Annotated in this window: 15 protein-coding genes; all 15 read right to left on the bottom strand. The window is 71.8% G+C overall.

The genetic code is table 11. The annotated features are described in order from the left end of the window. Positions 1-72: 72 nt before the first annotated feature. Positions 73-993, bottom strand: coding sequence for an RluA family pseudouridine synthase (locus AVP42_RS01325; RefSeq protein WP_067945354.1), 921 nt, complete (start codon positions 991-993; stop codon positions 73-75). A 1-nt stretch (position 994) separates the two neighbouring features. Further along, complete coding sequence (gene lspA, locus AVP42_RS01320; RefSeq protein ID WP_067945352.1) at positions 995-1,603, bottom strand: signal peptidase II; 609 nt, start codon at positions 1,601-1,603, stop codon at positions 995-997. After that, complete coding sequence (locus tag AVP42_RS01315; protein ID WP_067945350.1) at positions 1,593-2,294, bottom strand: DivIVA domain-containing protein; 702 nt, start codon at positions 2,292-2,294, stop codon at positions 1,593-1,595. The genes lspA and AVP42_RS01315 overlap by 11 nt, the downstream gene beginning before the upstream one ends. Positions 2,295-2,408: 114 nt before the next feature. Further along, positions 2,409-2,714: a YggT family protein gene (locus AVP42_RS01310; protein ID WP_067945348.1), complete on the bottom strand. Its 306-nt coding sequence runs from the start codon at positions 2,712-2,714 to the stop codon at positions 2,409-2,411. Positions 2,715-2,723: 9 nt separating this feature from the next. Continuing rightward, positions 2,724-3,197 carry a cell division protein SepF gene (locus tag AVP42_RS01305; RefSeq protein ID WP_067945346.1) on the bottom strand — a complete coding sequence of 158 codons (474 nt, stop codon included), beginning with the start codon at positions 3,195-3,197 and terminating at the stop codon, positions 2,724-2,726. Between the two features lie 33 nt (positions 3,198-3,230). Beyond that, complete coding sequence (locus tag AVP42_RS01300) at positions 3,231-3,902, bottom strand: YggS family pyridoxal phosphate-dependent enzyme (RefSeq protein ID WP_231878494.1); 672 nt, start codon at positions 3,900-3,902, stop codon at positions 3,231-3,233. A 43-nt stretch (positions 3,903-3,945) separates the two neighbouring features. After that, positions 3,946-5,136 carry a cell division protein FtsZ gene (ftsZ, locus tag AVP42_RS01295; protein ID WP_067945344.1) on the bottom strand — a complete coding sequence of 397 codons (1,191 nt, stop codon included), beginning with the start codon at positions 5,134-5,136 and terminating at the stop codon, positions 3,946-3,948. 160 nt (positions 5,137-5,296) lie between these two features. Further along, positions 5,297-6,334, bottom strand: a complete 1,038-nt coding sequence (locus AVP42_RS01290) for an FtsQ-type POTRA domain-containing protein (protein ID WP_157356665.1) — start codon at positions 6,332-6,334, stop codon at positions 5,297-5,299. 10 nt (positions 6,335-6,344) lie between these two features. Beyond that, positions 6,345-7,751: a UDP-N-acetylmuramate--L-alanine ligase gene (gene murC, locus AVP42_RS01285; protein WP_067945342.1), complete on the bottom strand. Its 1,407-nt coding sequence runs from the start codon at positions 7,749-7,751 to the stop codon at positions 6,345-6,347. A gap of 46 nt (positions 7,752-7,797) precedes the next feature. Beyond that, a complete protein-coding gene (murG, locus tag AVP42_RS01280; RefSeq protein WP_067945340.1) occupies positions 7,798-8,898 on the bottom strand; it encodes an undecaprenyldiphospho-muramoylpentapeptide beta-N-acetylglucosaminyltransferase in 1,101 nt (366 codons plus the stop codon). Beyond that, on the bottom strand, positions 8,895-10,151 hold the full coding sequence (gene ftsW / locus AVP42_RS01275) for a putative lipid II flippase FtsW (RefSeq protein WP_082846892.1): 1,257 nt from the start codon (positions 10,149-10,151) through the stop codon (positions 8,895-8,897). Before ftsW ends, murG begins: the two co-directional genes overlap by 4 nt. Further along, the gene (gene murD, locus AVP42_RS01270) at positions 10,108-11,661 is read right to left on the bottom strand and encodes a UDP-N-acetylmuramoyl-L-alanine--D-glutamate ligase (protein WP_067945338.1); all 1,554 of its coding nucleotides are present in this window, start codon (positions 11,659-11,661) and stop codon (positions 10,108-10,110) included. Before murD ends, ftsW begins: the two co-directional genes overlap by 44 nt. Then, positions 11,646-12,740 (bottom strand): phospho-N-acetylmuramoyl-pentapeptide-transferase, encoded by a 1,095-nt coding sequence (mraY, locus tag AVP42_RS01265; protein WP_067945336.1) that lies wholly within the window; start codon positions 12,738-12,740, stop codon positions 11,646-11,648. Before mraY ends, murD begins: the two co-directional genes overlap by 16 nt. Continuing rightward, positions 12,737-14,149: a UDP-N-acetylmuramoyl-tripeptide--D-alanyl-D-alanine ligase gene (murF, locus tag AVP42_RS01260; RefSeq protein ID WP_067945335.1), complete on the bottom strand. Its 1,413-nt coding sequence runs from the start codon at positions 14,147-14,149 to the stop codon at positions 12,737-12,739. Before murF ends, mraY begins: the two co-directional genes overlap by 4 nt. Next, positions 14,146-15,690, bottom strand: coding sequence for a Mur ligase family protein (locus AVP42_RS01255; RefSeq protein WP_067945333.1), 1,545 nt, complete (start codon positions 15,688-15,690; stop codon positions 14,146-14,148). Before AVP42_RS01255 ends, murF begins: the two co-directional genes overlap by 4 nt. Positions 15,691-15,701 lie beyond the last annotated feature (11 nt).

Here is a 15,701-nt window from a genome sequence, read left to right as displayed (position 1 = left end):
GGTGCTTCGGGGGTGCTCACAGTGTATTGCGAGCCGCCGACGTGCGGGTCGCTGACGCGCGGCGTCGCTCGCTCAGTCGCCGCGGAGGACGTCGAGGGCGTGCTGCAGGTCGGCCGGGTAGTCGGACTCGTAGGTCGTCCACTCCCCCGCGCCCGGATGGACGAACGAGAGCTCCTTCGCGTGCAGCCACTGCCGCTCGAGACCGAGCCGGGCGCTCAGCGTCGGGTCGGCGCCGTACATCGCGTCACCCGCGCACGGATGCCGCTGCGCCGCCATGTGCACGCGGATCTGGTGGGTGCGCCCGGTCTCGAGGTGCACCTCGAGCAGCGACGCGTAGGGGAACGCCTCGATCGTCTCGTAGTGCGTGACCGCGTGCTTGCCGTCCGTCGTCACGGCGAACTTCCACTCGGACCGCGGGTGGCGCCCGACCGGCGCGTCGATCGTCCCCGCCAGCGGATCGGGGTGGCCCTGCACCACCGTGTGGTAGACCTTCTCGACCTCGCGATCGTGGAACTGCCGCTTCAGTTCGCGGTAGGCGCGCTCGGACTTCGCCACGACCATGAGGCCGCTCGTGCCCTGGTCCAGGCGGTGGACGACGCCCTGCCGCTCCGCCGCTCCCGACGTGGAGATGCGGTAGCCGGCCGCGGCGAGGGCGCCCACGACCGTGGGGCCCTCCCACCCGAGCGACGGGTGGGCCGCGACGCCCGCGGGCTTGTCCACCACGACGAGCTCGTCGTCGTCGTGGACGATGCCGAGGTCGGGGACCGGGATCGCCTCGACCTCGAGCGCGCGCGGAGGCGCCCAGCTCACCTCGAGCCAGGAGCCGGCGCGCAGCCGGTCGGCCTTGTCGACGACCGACCCGTCGAGCAGGACGCCGCCGGCCGAGGCGACCTCCGCCGCCTGCGTGCGCGAGAACCCGAGGAGCTTCGCGAGCCCCGCGTCGACCCGCGACCCGTCGAGCCCGTCGGGGACGGGGAGGGACCGGTGCTCCATGTCAGGGCTCGCGCGCCAGCTCGACGCCGGCCGTGCCTCCGCGCGCGTCGCGTTCGCCGCGGCCCGGCTCCTCGGCCTCGGCGCCCGTGCGGTCGCGCGCGGGCCGGCTTCCATCGAGTCCGACGCCGCGGATCGTGAGGATCATGAACAGCACCATGCTCGACACGATCGCGATGTCCGCCACGTTGTAGATCGCGGGGATGAGCCACGGCGTCGAGATGAAGTCGATCACGTGGCCGACGCCGAAGCCCGGCTCACGGAACAGGCGATCGGTGAGGTTGCCCAGCACGCCGCCGAGCAGCAGCCCGAACACCAGGGCCCAGGCGATCGAGCGGATGCGACGTGCGAACCAGACGATGAACGTGATCACGCCGGCGGCGAGGATCGTGAAGATCCACGTCATGCCGCTGGCGATCGAGAACGCCGCGCCCGGGTTGCGGACGAACTGCCACTGGAGGACGTTCCCGAGCACGGGCACGACCTCGCCCTCGGCGAGGCTCGTGACCACGAACTGCTTGCTCACCTGGTCGACGCCGTAGATGGTGACGGCGACGCCGACCAGGATGAGCAGTGCGGTGATGCCGACCCTGGCCGGGCGCTCAGCCCGCAAAGCCCTGGAACGTCGGCGACGGCTGCTCGTTGCTCACGCCCTGGGCGCCGACGGGCGCCGAGAACCCGGATCCGCCGGAGACCTGCACCGGCTGCGCCGTGTCGAGCTCGCGGAGCTGGCCCTCGATGTAGCTCTTCAGCTTCTGGCGGTACTCGCGCTCGAACACGCGGAGCTCGTCGACGCGCTTCTCCAGCGCCATCCGCTCCTGGTCGAGGATGCCCATCTGCGCACGCTGCTTGGCCTCGGCCTCGGCGACGATGCGCGCGGCGGTCGCGTGGCCCTCGGCGATCAGCGCGTCGCGCTTCTCGACGCCCTCGCGCACGTGCTCCTCGTGCAGGCGACGGGCGAGCTGGAGCAGGTTGGTCGTGCTGGTCTGCTCGTCGATCTCCGACTGGGGCGTCGCGGTGTGCGTCGGCACGGCGACGGTCGGCGGCGTGGCGGCGGGCTCCGCGTAGACCGGGGCGGGCGCGGCCGGAGCGGGCGCCTGGGCCGGTGCGGCCTGGCCGCCCTCGGAGGAACGAGCCTCGGCGGCGGCGAGCCGCTGCCGGAGTTCCTCGTTCTCCTGGTTCAGCCGGCGCAGCTCGACGACCACCTCGTCGAGGAAGTCATCGACCTCGTCCTGGTCGTAGCCCTCCCGGAACTTCGTCGCCTGGAAGCGCTTGTTGACCACATCTTCCGGAGTTAGCGCCATGGCTTCCCATCCCTCGAATCTGTCGAACTGTCGATCACGTTCAGCTAACGGTAGCAAAGAGACCCGAGCGGAGGCAGTGCAGCGACACGCCGCCGGACCGCTCCCGGCATCCGCTCAGGACGCCGCCGCGAGCGACGACACGACGGTCATCGCGATGATGACCACGAGCATCGCGACGCTCCACCCGAGGTCGAGCGCGACCTGCCCGAGGCGGATCGGCGGGATCAGGCGGCGGAAGAACTTCACGAGCGGGTCGGTGATGGTGTACACGGCCTCGACGAGCACCAGCATGACGCCGCGAGGACGCCACGAGCGGTTGAAGGTGCGGACGAGGTCGAGCACGAACCGCGCCCACATCGCGAAGAAGTAGATGAGGAGGAGGGTGTAGACCAGATTCCAGACGACGGCGAGGGCACTCACGTCGGGAGTCTACGCGTGCGCGAAGAACGATGCGTCCACGTCGCCCTCGGCCTCGCCCGCCTCACCCGAAACGACCACGTGCGCCGGAGAGAGGAGGAACACCTTGCTGGTGACCCGCTCGATCTTGCCGTAGAGGCCCTGCGAGAGGCCGCTGGCGAAGTCGATGAGTCGGCGCGCGTCGGCGTCGGACATCTGCGACAGGTTGATGATGACCGGCACGCCGTCCCGGAAGGACTCGGCGATCATCTGTGCGTCGCGGTACTGGCGCGGGTGCACCGTGAGGATCTCGTTCATATCCGCCTGCGGGGGTGTGGGTTGGACGTGCGTCTTCCGGAGCGGCGTCACCGCGGCGCCGCCCTTGGGGGCGGCCGGCGCGGGCGCGGCGTGCACGACGGGCGCGGGCGCCGGCTGCGCGGTCTCGGGCTCGAGCTCCTCATCGGCGAGTCCGAGGTAGACCATGGTCTTCTTGAGCGGGTTCGACATCGCTGCCTCCGTCAGTGGTTCCGTGGTTCGAGGCTATCCGCCGGTCGGCCGATTGCCCGTGATTGCCGTGCCGATCCGAAGGTGTGTCGCACCCTCCAAGATGGCGTCGCGATAGTCGTGCGACATCCCCATGGACAACGACGTGGCTTCGGGCGCGAGCCGCCGCACCCGCTCGGACATCGTCCGGACGTTCGCGAACGCGGGCCGCGCCGGCTCGCCGAGGGGAGCCACCGCCATGAGGCCGCGGAGCTCGAGACCGGGCGTCTCGAGGACCTTCTCGACGAGGGTCTCCAGCGCGTCGGGCGCCACGCCCCCGCGGCCCGGGTCGTCGGTGAGGTTGACCTGCACGAAGCAGTCGACGGATGCCTCCTCCGAGCGGAGCGCGTCGACGAGCGATTCGCGGTCCACCGAGTGGATCGCGGACGCGTAGGCGCGCACCTGCCTGGCCTTCTTGCTCTGCAACTGCCCGACGAAGTGCCATCGGAGCCCGAGGTCGCCGAGTTCGGCGGCCTTCGCCTGCGCCTCCTGGTGACGGTTCTCACCGACGTCGCGCACGCCGAGCGCAGCCAGCTCGCGGATCAGCGAGACCGGCTGGAACTTCGTCACGACGATCGTGGTGATCCCACCCGGATCGCGCCCGGCGTCGCGGGCGGCGTCCTCGATGCCGGCGCGCACCGAGTGCAGCCGGTCCGCCAGGGCGCTCACGACCGCTCCCCCGGCATCGTCCCGCCGGCCCCGGGCCGGCCCCTCACTTCAGGAAGTCGGGGATGTCGAGGTCGTCGGAGTCGTCGGCGAACGCCGGGTCGGAGACGATCTGGTCGGCCGTGGTGCTCGTCGCCTCGCCCCAGTTCGCCGTCTCGACGAGCTCCTCGATGTCGATCTCCGCGAGCGGCTCGCCCGCGTCGGAGCCCGCGAGGACCGCGCCGACGCCCGCACCGACCGCGGCCGGGACGGCCGCCGGCTTCTTCACCTCGACCGGCTTGGGCATGGGGTCGCCGCCGTCGAACCCGGCGGCGATCACCGTCACGCGGACCTCGTCGCCGAGGGTGTCGTCGATCACCGCACCGAAGATGATGTTCGCCTCCGGGTGCACGGCCTCCTGGACGAGTCGCGCGGCGTCGTTGATCTCGAAGATGCCGAGGTTCGAGCCGCCCTGGATCGACAGCAGCACGCCGTGGGCCCCGTCGATCGACGCCTCGAGCAGCGGGCTGGCGACGGCGAGCTCGGCCGCCTTGATCGCCCGATCGGCGCCCCTCGAGGAGCCGATGCCCATGAGGGCCGAGCCCGCCCCCTGCATCACCGACTTCACGTCGGCGAAGTCGAGGTTGATGAGGCCGGGCGTGGTGATGAGGTCGGTGATGCCCTGTACACCGGCGAGGAGCACCTGGTCGGCCGTGGCGAACGCCTCGAGCATCGAGATGCCCCGGTCGCTGATCTCGAGGAGCCGGTCGTTCGGCACGACGATGAGGGTGTCGACCTCCTCCTTCAGGCGCGCGACGCCCTGCTCGGCCTGGGTCTGGCGACGCTTGCCCTCGAAGCTGAACGGCTTCGTCACGACACCGATGGTGAGTGCGCCGATCGACTTCGCGATGCGCGCCACCACGGGGGCGCCGCCGGTGCCCGTGCCGCCGCCCTCGCCCGCGGTGACGAACACCATGTCGGCGCCCGCGAGCGCCTCCTCGATCTCCTCGGCGTGGTCCTCGGCGGCGCGGCGCCCGACCTCCGGGTCGGCACCCGCCCCGAGACCGCGGGTGAGGTCGCGGCCGACGTCGAGCTTGACGTCGGCATCGCTCATGAGCAGCGCCTGGGCGTCGGTGTTGATCGCGATGAACTCGACGCCACGCAGTCCGAGTTCGATCATGCGGTTGACGGCGTTGACGCCGCCACCGCCGATGCCGACGACCTTGATGACGGCGAGGTAGTTCTGGTTAGTCGACATGTCCGGCCCTCCGTGCGAACTCTGAACTTTCAACCTCCAGTCGAAGGTTAAAGTTTTGCCGAGTATGCAATTCCTGATCTCGACGGTAGCGGCGGCGACCCACCGGGCCGCGAGGCACTCCCGCGTGTCGCGATCCGTTGCCCCGTTCTCGCCGGACGGATCAGTACACGACCGCGCTGAGCGGCGCCGACACGTCGTAGCCGCCGACGTCCTCCGGCGGAGCGGCCGCCATGAGCCGCGCCAGGACCGTCGCCTTGAGCGACGACTCGTCCGCGCTCCCCCACACGACCACCGCGCCCTCGGCCAGTTCCAACCGAACATCGTCGGGCGTGTCCGCCGTCACCTGCGCGACCTGCGCGCGCAGCTCCGCCGGGAGGCTGCGGAGCACCGCACCGGCCGCCCGGTAGGCGTCGCCGTCCAGCCCGCCCTCCGCGTTCACGAGCGGCAGTCCCTCCGGCGCCGCCTCGACGCGTTCGATCACCACGCCCGCGGCATCCGCCGTCACGAGCCCGGAGGCGGTCTCGACCACGCCGACCGGCGTGCGCTCGACGATTCGCACGACCAGGGTGCCGGGTGGCACCGTCTCGGTCGAATAGGTCTCGATCAGCGGGAACTCCGACAGCGCTCCGCGCACCTCGTCGGTCGTGATGAGCGGCAGCGGCGTGCCGAGGCGATCGTCGAACGCCGCACGGATGTCGGCGGCCGGCACGCGCGAGGCGCCCTCGACGCGGATCTCGCGCAGCGCCATGAGCGGGGAGTACGCCACGCCGACCGCGAGCAGGGCGAGCGCCGCGACCGCCGCGAGCCCCGCGAGCCAGGTCATCCGCCGCAGCCGACCGCGACGCGTGAACCGGCGCACCTCCTGCCGCTCGTACCGCCGGCGGCGACGCTCGGCCGCAGCCAGGGCGCGCCTCGCGGCGCGCACGTCGCGCATCGCAGTGCCGGTCGGCGAGGCCGCGGCCGCGGCATCCGTCGACGGCACGGTCTCGGCGCGCGCCGATTCCCGGGGCTCGGACTGCGCGCGCATCGGGACGGCTGCGGCCGCGCGCTCATCGACGTCGAGGCGGATCGGCTCGGTGAGCGCCTGATCGCGCGACGGCGCGCCGTGGCGCGCCGAGCTTCGGGTCGGCGCCGCAGGATCCCGCCCGGGCGGTCGCGCCGGCGCCGCCGGCGGCTGGAATCCCTGCGGCCGCTTCATCGGACGATCCTCAGGCGCGCCGCTCGCGCTCGAGCGAGCCGAGGATCTGCGGCACGATGCGGTAGACGTCACCGCAGCCGAGGGTGATCACGAAGTCGCCGGGACGGGCGATCCGCGCGGTGTGGTCGGCCGCCTCCTGCCAGTCGGCGATGAACGCCACGTGCTCGGGCTGCTCGAACCGCTCGCTCACGAGCGCCCCGGTCACGCCCGGCTCCGGGTCCTCGCGGGCACCGTAGACGTCGAGCACGACCGTCTCGTCGGCATACTGCTCGAGCACCTCCGCGAACTCCTTCGCGAACAGCCGCGTGCGGCTGTAGAGGTGCGGCTGGTGGACGGCGATGATGCGGCCGTCGCCGACGACCGTGCGCGCGGCGGACAGCGCGGCGGCCACCTCGGTCGGGTGGTGCGCGTAATCGTCGAAGACGCTCACGCCCTCGACCGTGCCGTGGAGCTCGAACCGCCGGCCGGTGCCGGCGAACCGTGCGATGCCCTCGAGCGAGGCGGCCGGGTCGAAGCCCAGCCCCACGAGCACCGCGAACGCGCCGGCGGCGTTGATCGCGTTGTGGCGCCCGGGAACGCGCAGGCGAGCCCGGTACTCGGCGCCCTCGTACGAGACGGCGAACGCCACCGGGCCGTCGGTCTCGATCGAGTGCACGCGGACCGTGGCATCCGTCGCCTCGCCGAACGTGATCACGCGCTCGTGGGACAGGCGCCCGGCCACCCGCTGGGCACCCGCGTCGTCGGAGGAGATCACGACGAACTCGCGTGCCCGGTCGGCGAAGTCGACGAACGCCTGCTCGAACGCCTCGAGCGAACCGTAGTGGTCGAGGTGGTCGGGGTCGACGTTCGTGATGAGCGCGACCGACGTGTCGTAGAGCAGGAAGGAGCCGTCGGACTCGTCGGCCTCGACGACGAACAGCTCGCCCGATCCGGACGCCGAGCTCACGCCGAGTTCCTCGATGACGCCGCCGTTGACGAAGCTCGGGTCCTCGCCGAGCGCGAGCAGCCCCGTGATGATCATGCCGGTGGAGGTCGTCTTGCCGTGCGCGCCCGCGACCGAGACCAGGCGCTGGCCCGCGATCACCGACGCGAGCGCCTGCGAGCGGTGCAGCACCGGGATGCCGCGCTCGAGCGCCAGCTGGTACTCGGGATTGTCCTGCCAGAGCGCCCCGGTCACCACGACCGTGTCGACGTCGGCCGGCAGGTTCTCGGCGGCGTGCCCGATCGCGACGGTCGCGCCGAGGTCGCGGAGGGCGGCGATGTTGTCGGAGTCCCGCACGTCGGAGCCCGTGACGCGGTGCCCGGCCCCGAGCACGAGGCGCGCGATGCCGCTCATGCCGGATCCGCCGATGCCGACGAAGTGGACGGCGCCGAGGTCGGCGGGGATGGGCGTGGAGAGGTCGGGCTTGATGGTCACGGTGTCGTGGTGCTTCCTCGATGGTGTGCGGCGGTCGACGTCAACGTTACGCGCCCGGCGAGGGCGGAGCGCCCGGAAGCGCCAGCGCGCCGTCGACGAGCGCCACCATGCGGTCGGTGCCGTCGAGGGCGCCGACGGATGCCGCCGCGCGACCCATCGCCGACCGGCGCTCCCGATCGGCGAGCAGGGGCACGAGCTCCCGCTCGACCCACTCGGGCAGGAACGCCGCATCGTCGACGAGCAGCCCGCCGCCGGCGCCGACGACGTCGGCCGCGTTGAACCGCTGTTCGCCGTTGCCCACCGGATACGGGACGTACACCGCCGGGATCCCCAGGGCGGAGAGCTCGCTCACCGTCGCGGCACCCGCCCGGGAGACCGCCACGTCGGCGATCGCCAGCGCGAGATCCATCCGGTCGGCGTACTCGACCATGCGGTAGCCGTCGATCCCCGGGTCGTCGACATCGGATGCCGCGCCGGTGACGTGCAGCACCTGCCAGCCCGCGTCGACGACGGACGACGCGCTGCCGACCATCGTGCGGTTGATCCGGCGGGCGCCGAGGGATCCGCCGGTGACGAGCAGGACCGGCCGGGCCGGATCGAGTCCGAAGAGCTCGGCCGCCTCGGCGCGACGCCCGACGCGGTCGAGCGTCTCGATCTCGCGCCGCAGGGGCATCCCGACGAACTCCGCACGCGGCAGCGGCGTGCCACGGAACGCCACGCCCACGCGTGCCGCGAAGCGCGCGCCGAGGCGGTTGGCGAGCCCCGGCTTGGCGTTCGCCTCGTGGATCGCCACGGGAACGCCGGCCCGCCGGGCGGCGAGGTAGGCGGGAGTGGCGACGTAGCCGCCGAAGCCCACGACCACGTCGACCCGGCGCTCGGCGATGACGTCGGCGACCGTGCGAACGGATCGACGGAAGCGACCCGGGAAGCGGAGCGCCGCGCCGTTCGGACGCCTCGGGAAGGGCACCTTCTCGATCGTGATCAGTTCGTAGCCCCGCGCGGGCACGAGCCGCGACTCGAGGCCCTCGGCGGTGCCGAGCACGAGCACGTCGGCCGCCGGGTCGCGCTCGCGGAGCCGATCGGCGACGGCGAGCAGGGGGTTCACGTGGCCGGCGGTGCCCCCGCCGGCGAGCAAGTACGTCGTCATCGGGCGCGGGCCGCCTTCTCGGCACGGGCCTCGCGGCGCTGCTCCGCGCGGACGGCCGCGCGCTCGGGAGCCTGCGGATCGCGCGCGACGGACAGGACGATGCCGATCGCGAAGAGGGTGGTGAGCAGTGCCGTGCCGCCGGCGGAGACGAGCGGCAGCGGGACACCGAGGACGGGGAAGACGCCGAGCACGACACCGATATTGACACAGGCCTGGCCGATGACCCAGACGAGCACCGCCGCCGCGACCGTCTTGGCGAACGGCGTCTCGGCTGCGCGGAGCACCCGCGCGAGCGCGAGGGCGAGCAGGACGAACAGGCCGAGCACCACGATCGCGCCGATGAGTCCGAGTTCCTCGCCGATGATCGCGAAGATGAAGTCGTTGTCGGCCGCGGGCAGCCACGACCACTTCGCGGCGGAGTTGCCGAGCCCGACGCCGAAGATCCCGCCGTTGGCGAGCGCGAAGGTGCCGTGCTGGATCTGCCAGCAGTCGGCAGTGTCGAACTGGGTGCAGTGCTCCTGGAGGAACGCGGTGATGCGCTTCATGCGGCTCTCGCTGGACACCGCGACGAGGCCGAAGGCCACCACACCGAACAGCAGCGGGACGAGGAGCAGGCGCAGGCGGACGCCGATGAGGAAGAGGGTGCCGAGCAGCATCCCGGCCATCACCATGACCGTGCCGAGGTCGCCGCCGAGGAGCACGAGCCCGATGGCGCCGCCGCCGACCAGCAGGATGGGGAGGATGCCGTGCGTGAAGTCGCCGAGCTGGTCCTTCTTCTTCGTCACGATCAGGCCGAGCCAGATGACCAGCGCGACCTTGATGAGCTCGGAGGGCTGGAACTGGACGCCGCCGATGCGCAGCCAGTTGGTGTTGCCGCCGACCTCGACGCCGAGCGGCGTGGCGACGACGAGCAGCTGGAGGGCGCACGAGATGCCGAGCGCGATCCAGGCGATCCGCATCCAGAACGTCTCGGGCATCCGCCCGGCGAGGAGCATCACCGGTACGCCGATGAGGGCGTACGTCGCCTGCTGCATGGCGCGGGACGTGAAGTCGCCGTTGTTCTCGAGGCCCGACTGGACGATCGAGGAGGACAGCACCATGACGAGCCCGAGCACCACGAGGAAGAGGACCGTGCCGAGCAGCAGGAAGTAGTCCTTCGACTCGGCGCGGAACGCCCCCAGCCGGATCCGGGCAGCGAGCCCCGAGCCGTCAGCGCCCTTCGGCGGGCGGGTCGTCCGAGTCGGGCTCGTCATTCGCCGTGCCTCCCAGCCGCTCGCGGACGGCGTCGTGGAATCGCCGCCCGCGGTCGGCGTAGTCCGTGAACTGGTCCATGGATGCCGCGGCCGGGGCGAGGAGCACGGTGTCCCCGTCCTCCGCGACCGAGGCCGCCAGGGCGACGGCGTCGGGCATCACGCTCTCAGTGTCGGTCGTCGCGACCTCGAAGAGGGGCACGTCGGGCGCGTGTCGGCGGAACGCCTCGACGAGCGCGGCGCGGTCGCGACCGATCACAATCGCCGCCCGAAGTCGCGCGGCGTGGCGCGCGACGAGCGCGTCGGCGTCGACGCCCTTGAGGAGGCCCCCGACGATCCAGACCACGCGGCCGAACGCGCGCAGCGAGGCTTCGGCCGCATGCGGGTTGGTCGCCTTCGAGTCGTCGATCCAGCGGATGCCGCCCGCGATGGCGACCGTCTCGATCCGGTGCGCGTCGAGGCGGAACGAGGCGAGCGCATCGTGGATGACGCCCACCGGCACGCCGTACGAGCGAGCGAGCGCCGAGGCGGCGAGGATGTTCGCGACGATGTGCGGGACGGCGAGCCCCCGGGGCTCGAGCTCGTCGAGGGTGGTGATCTCGAGCGCAGCGGTCCGCCGCTCCTCGAGGAACGCCCGGTCGCACAGGATGCCGTCGACCACGCCGAAGTCGCTCGGGCCCGGGGTGTCGAGCCCGAAGCCGATCGCGCGGGCGCCCTCCTCGACCTCGGCGTCCTCGACCATGTGCATGGTCGCCTCGTCGGCGCGGTTGTACACGCACGCGACCTTGGCGTTCTGGTACACCTTGGCCTTCGCGTCCCGGTAGGCCTCCATGGAACCGTGCCAGTCGAGGTGATCGTCGGCGAGGTTCAGGCAGACGCTGGAGAACGGGTGCACCGCCCCAGGACCGCTCGTGGGCATCGCGTGGAGCTGGAAGCTCGAGAGCTCGACGACGAGGACGTCGTAGCCGAGCGGGTCGCGGACCGCGTCGAGCACGGGCACGCCGATGTTGCCGCACGGCGCGACCCGCACGTCGTGCGCTGCGATGAGCGTCGCCGCGAGCTGCACGGTGGTCGTCTTGCCGTTCGTGCCCGTGATGAGCATCCACTCGGCGGCCTTCACCTTGTCGCGCACGCGCCAGGCCAGCTCGATGTCGCCCCATACCGGCACGCCGGCATCCGCCGCCCACCGGAGCACGGGATGGTCGGGGCGGAAGCCGGGCGAGACCACCACGAGTTCGGGGGGCGTCTCGGCGAGGTCGGCGGGCACCTCGTCGAGCGGGTGCACGACGAGGCGGACGCCGATCACGTCGAGGATCCGGGCACGGTCGTCGTCGCGGTCACGCGCGAACACCGTCACGTCGGCGCCGAGCTCGGCCAGGGTGTCGGCGACCGCGAAGCCCGTCACGCCGAGGCCGAGCACGGCGACGCGGAGCCCGCGCCAGTCGGCGTGCCAGCTGGTCAGTCCGTCGAGGCGCGTGGCGCCGGCCGTGGCATCCGTCAACTCTGCAGCCATTCGAAGTAGAACGCGCCCACGCCGGCGGCGACGAAGAGGCCGCCGATGATCCAGAAGCGCACGACGATCGTGACCTCGGCCCAGCCCTTGAGCTCGAAGTGGTGGTGGATCGGGCTCATCAGGAAGATGCGCTTGCCGCCGGACAGCTTGAAGTAGGCCCGCTGGACGATGACCGATCCGGCCTCGATCACGAAGAGGCCGCCGATCACGAGGAGCAGCAGCTCGGTCTGGCTGGTCACCGCGAGCGCCGCGAGCGCGCCGCCGAGTGCGAGCGAGCCGGTGTCGCCCATGTAGATGTGCGCCGGGTTGGTGTTCCACCAGAGGAAGCCGACGACCGCGCCGACGATCGCGGTCGCGACGATGGCGAGGTCGAGCGGATCGCGCACGTCGTAGCTGCGGTACAGGTCGCTCGGGTTCAGGTTCTCGCTGAAGCGGGACTGGTTGAACTGCCAGAACCCGATGATGATGAACGAGCCGATCGCGAGGATCGAGGCACCGGATGCGAGACCGTCGAGCCCGTCGGTGACGTTCACGCCGTTCGAGGCGGCGGCGGAGATCAGCACGATCCACGCGACGTACGCCACGATGCCGAACACCGTGCCGAAGACCATGAAGTCCAGCGGCAGGTCGCGGATGAACGAGATCTTCGTCGTCGCCGGCGTCGCGCCCTGCTCGTTCGGGAACTGCAGGGCCAGGAGCGCGAACGCGGCGGCCACGAGCGTCTGGCCGGCGATCTTCGCCCACCCGCCGAGCCCCAGGCTCTGCTTCTTGCGGGTCTTCAGGAAGTCGTCGACGAAGCCGACGATGCCGAGCCCGACCATCATGAAGAGGACGAGCAGGCCCGACGCGGTCGGACCGTCGCCGATGATCAACGTGGCGCTGAAGTAGCCGAACAGCGTGCCGAGGATGAAGATGATGCCGCCCATGGTGGGCGTGCCGCGCTTGACGTGGTGGGTCTGCGGTCCGTCGTCGCGGATGAACTGCCCCCATCCGAGCCTCGTGAACAGCCGGATGAACAACGGCGTCAGGAAGAGCGTGAAGGAGAGCGACAAGGCTCCGGCGGTCAGAAGTGCTCTCACGCGAACCATTCTCCCAGTCGGTCGCCGAGGTGACGGAGCCCCGCCGCGTTCGACGATTTCACCAGCACGGTGTCCCCCGGGCGGGCCATGGACGTCACGAGCTCGAACGCCTCGTCGGCGGTGTCGACGTACGCCGACTCGCCGTCCCACGATCCTTCGTTGATCGTGGAGATGTGCAGGCGCCGAGCCCCCTCGCCCACGACGACCAGCTGCGAGATCCCGAGCCGCACGGCGAGCAGGCCGATGCGGTCGTGCTCCTCCCCCGCGAACTCGCCCAGCTCGCTCATCTCGCCGAGCACGGCGATGCTGCGCGCACCGGGACGCTTCACCTGCGCGAGCGTCTTCAGCGCCGCCGCCATCGAGTCGGGGCTGGCGTTGTACGCGTCGTTGATGACCGTGATGTCGTCGCGGCCGCCCAGGACCTGCATGCGGCCCTCCTCGGCGAGCGTCACCTGCTCGAGGCCGGCGACGATCGTGTCGAGCGGCACGTCGAGCTGCAGCGCCGCGGCGACCGCCGCGAGCGCGTTCATCACGTGGTGCTCGCCGAGGACCGAGAAGTCCACCCGGGCCGACTCCCCGCCGGGCACCGTGACGGTGAACGAGGTGCCGCGGGCGTGGACCACGACGTCGGTGGCGCGCACGTCGGCCTCCTCGGCGAGCCCGAACCAGACGACGCGTGCGCGCGTGAGCTCCGCCATCGAGGCGACGCGCGGGTCATCGGCGTTCAGCACCGCCACGTCGGTCGGGAGCAGGTCGGTGACCATCTCGGACTTCGCCTGCACCGTCTTCTCGATGCCGCCGAACTCGCCGGCGTGGGCGAGGCCGACCTTGAGCACGATGCCCACGTCGGGGCGGGCCATGCGCACGAGGTGCGCGATGTGTCCGATGCCCGAGGCGCCCATCTCCGCCACCAGGAACTCGGTGTCCTCGGTGAGCTCGAGCATGGTCGTCGGGGCGCCCACCTCGTTGTTGTAGCTCTTGCGGGCGGCCACGGTGGGCCCGACCTGCTCGAGGACGGTGCGCAGGAGGTTCTTCGTGGTCGTCTTGCCGTTCGATCCGGTCACCCCGACGATCCGCAGGCGGCCGAGGGCGCGAACCCGCCGGACGACCTCGGTCGCCAGCGCGCCCAGCGCCTCGACGGAGTCCGACACGACGATCTGCGGCACGGGGACCCCCAGCGGCCGCTCCACGATGAGGAGCGCCGCGCCCCGCTCGGCCGCGCCCGGCGCGAACCGGTGCCCGTCGTCGGCCTCGCCGCGCTTGGCGACGAAGATCCCGCCGGGCTCGACCTCGCGCGAATCGGTCGTGACGGCACCCGTCACCACCGACTCGGGCGTCGCCTCCGTGCCGCTCGCCTCGAACCGCCCGGACGTCGCCTCGGCGATCTCGGCCATGGTCAGCGCGATCATTCGAGCCACCCCGCTTCCTGCAGTGCCAGCCGGGCGTCGTCCCGGGCCGAATACGGATGCTTCACCCCGGCCACCTCGTGGTAGTCCTCGTGGCCCGGGCCGGCGTAGAGCACCGCGTCCCCCTCGCCGACGAGCGTCAGCGCACGTCGGAAGGCGGCCCGCGGGTCGCCGATCTCGTGGATCTCCCGCTCGGGCACCGCCGCGCGGGCCCCGGCGATCAGGGCCGCGCGGATCGCGGCCGGGTCCTCGGAGCGGGGGTGGAAGTCGGTGATGACGAGCGCGTCGGCGCCGCGAGCCGCGATCGCGCCCATGTCGGCGCGCTTGGTCGTGTCGCGGTCGCCGTCGGCGCCGAAGACCATGACGACGCGTCCGTCGGTCGTGCTGCGGATGGCCTCCAGCGCCTGCTCGAACGCATCGGGGGTGTGGCCGTAGTCGATGTACACGACCGGTCCGCGCTCGCCCGAGACGCGCTCCGCGCGACCCGGGATGTACGCGTCGATGCCGCGCTCCGCGATCGCCCCGGCGACGAGGTCGAGATCGTGCCCCGCTTCGACGAGCATCACGATGGCGAGCGCCGCGTTGGCGGCCATGAAGCGGCCGATGAGCGGCACGTGCGTCTCGAGCGCGCGGCCGTCGGGGCCCTCGAGCCGGAACGACGTGCGCGTCGGCGCCTGCTCGAGGAGCGACATCCGCCAGTCGGCGTCGACGCCCGGCTCGGTCGCGAGGGTCGTGACGGGGATCCGGGTGTCGGCCACCAGGCGGCGTCCCCACTCCGTATCGACCGTGACGACGCCGCGGCGAGCACGCTCGGGCGTGAAGAGCTCGCGCTTGGCCTCGAAGTACTCGTCCATCGACGCGTAGTCGTCGAGGTGGTCGTGCGACAGGTTCGTGAAGCCCGCGATGTCGAACACGAGGCCGTCGACCCGGTGCCGGGTGAGGGCCTGGGCCGACACCTCGATGCCGACCGCGCGCACGTCGACCTCGCGCATGCGCGCGAGCAGCGCGTGCAGCTCGCTCGCCTCTGGCGTCGTGAGCGAACTCGTGACCGCCTCATCGCCGATCCGACGCTCCGCCGTCGAGGTGAGGCCCGCCGTGACGCCCAGCTGTCGCAGGATCGCGTAGAGCAGGTAGACGACGCTCGTCTTGCCGTTCGTGCCCGTGACCGCGAGCAGGGTGGCGGGGTTCTCGTCCGTCCGGTGGATCCATGCCGCCACCTCGCCGAGCGCGGCGCGCGCGTCGGGCGTGACGAGGACCGGCAGTCCGGACTCCGCCGCGAGCTCGACGCCGGCGGCATCCGTCAGCACCGCCACCGCGCCGTTCGCCGCCGCCTGGCCGGCGTACCGCGCACCGTGCGCGTTGCGGCCCGGGACGCCGACGTAGAGGTCGCCGCCCTGGACGGCGCCCGACGCGATGGCCACGCCGGTCACGTCGAAGTCGTGGATCCCGCCGCGCACCTCGAATCCGAACGCCTCCGCGAGGCCGCGGAGCGAACGAGGATTCGGGTGCTGCGGCCGGAGTGCCGTCGGAGGCGTTCCGGTCACGAACCCAACTT

The sequence above is a fragment of the Agromyces sp. NDB4Y10 genome (genome assembly GCF_001620055.1).
Lineage (GTDB): Bacteria > Actinomycetota > Actinomycetes > Actinomycetales > Microbacteriaceae > Agromyces > Agromyces indicus.
The sequence above is the reverse complement of the archived record's forward strand: the minus strand, read 5'-3'. Positions and strand labels throughout refer to the sequence as shown.

Excerpts from the sequence above, each read along its gene's own strand:
- AVP42_RS01325 (WP_067945354.1), bottom strand. The coding sequence starts at position 993 with ATGGAGCACCGGTCCCTCCCCGTCCCCGACGGGCTCGACGGGTCGCGG.
- AVP42_RS01315 (WP_067945350.1), bottom strand. The coding sequence starts at position 2,294 with ATGGCGCTAACTCCGGAAGATGTGGTCAACAAGCGCTTCCAGGCGACG.
- AVP42_RS01305 (WP_067945346.1), bottom strand. The coding sequence starts at position 3,197 with ATGTCGAACCCGCTCAAGAAGACCATGGTCTACCTCGGACTCGCCGAT.
- ftsZ (WP_067945344.1), bottom strand. The coding sequence starts at position 5,136 with ATGTCGACTAACCAGAACTACCTCGCCGTCATCAAGGTCGTCGGCATC.
- AVP42_RS01290 (WP_157356665.1), bottom strand. The coding sequence starts at position 6,334 with ATGAAGCGGCCGCAGGGATTCCAGCCGCCGGCGGCGCCGGCGCGACCG.
- murG (WP_067945340.1), bottom strand. The coding sequence starts at position 8,898 with ATGACGACGTACTTGCTCGCCGGCGGGGGCACCGCCGGCCACGTGAAC.
- ftsW (WP_082846892.1), bottom strand. The coding sequence starts at position 10,151 with ATGACGAGCCCGACTCGGACGACCCGCCCGCCGAAGGGCGCTGACGGC.
- murD (WP_067945338.1), bottom strand. The coding sequence starts at position 11,661 with ATGGCTGCAGAGTTGACGGATGCCACGGCCGGCGCCACGCGCCTCGAC.
- murF (WP_067945335.1), bottom strand. The coding sequence starts at position 14,149 with ATGATCGCGCTGACCATGGCCGAGATCGCCGAGGCGACGTCCGGGCGG.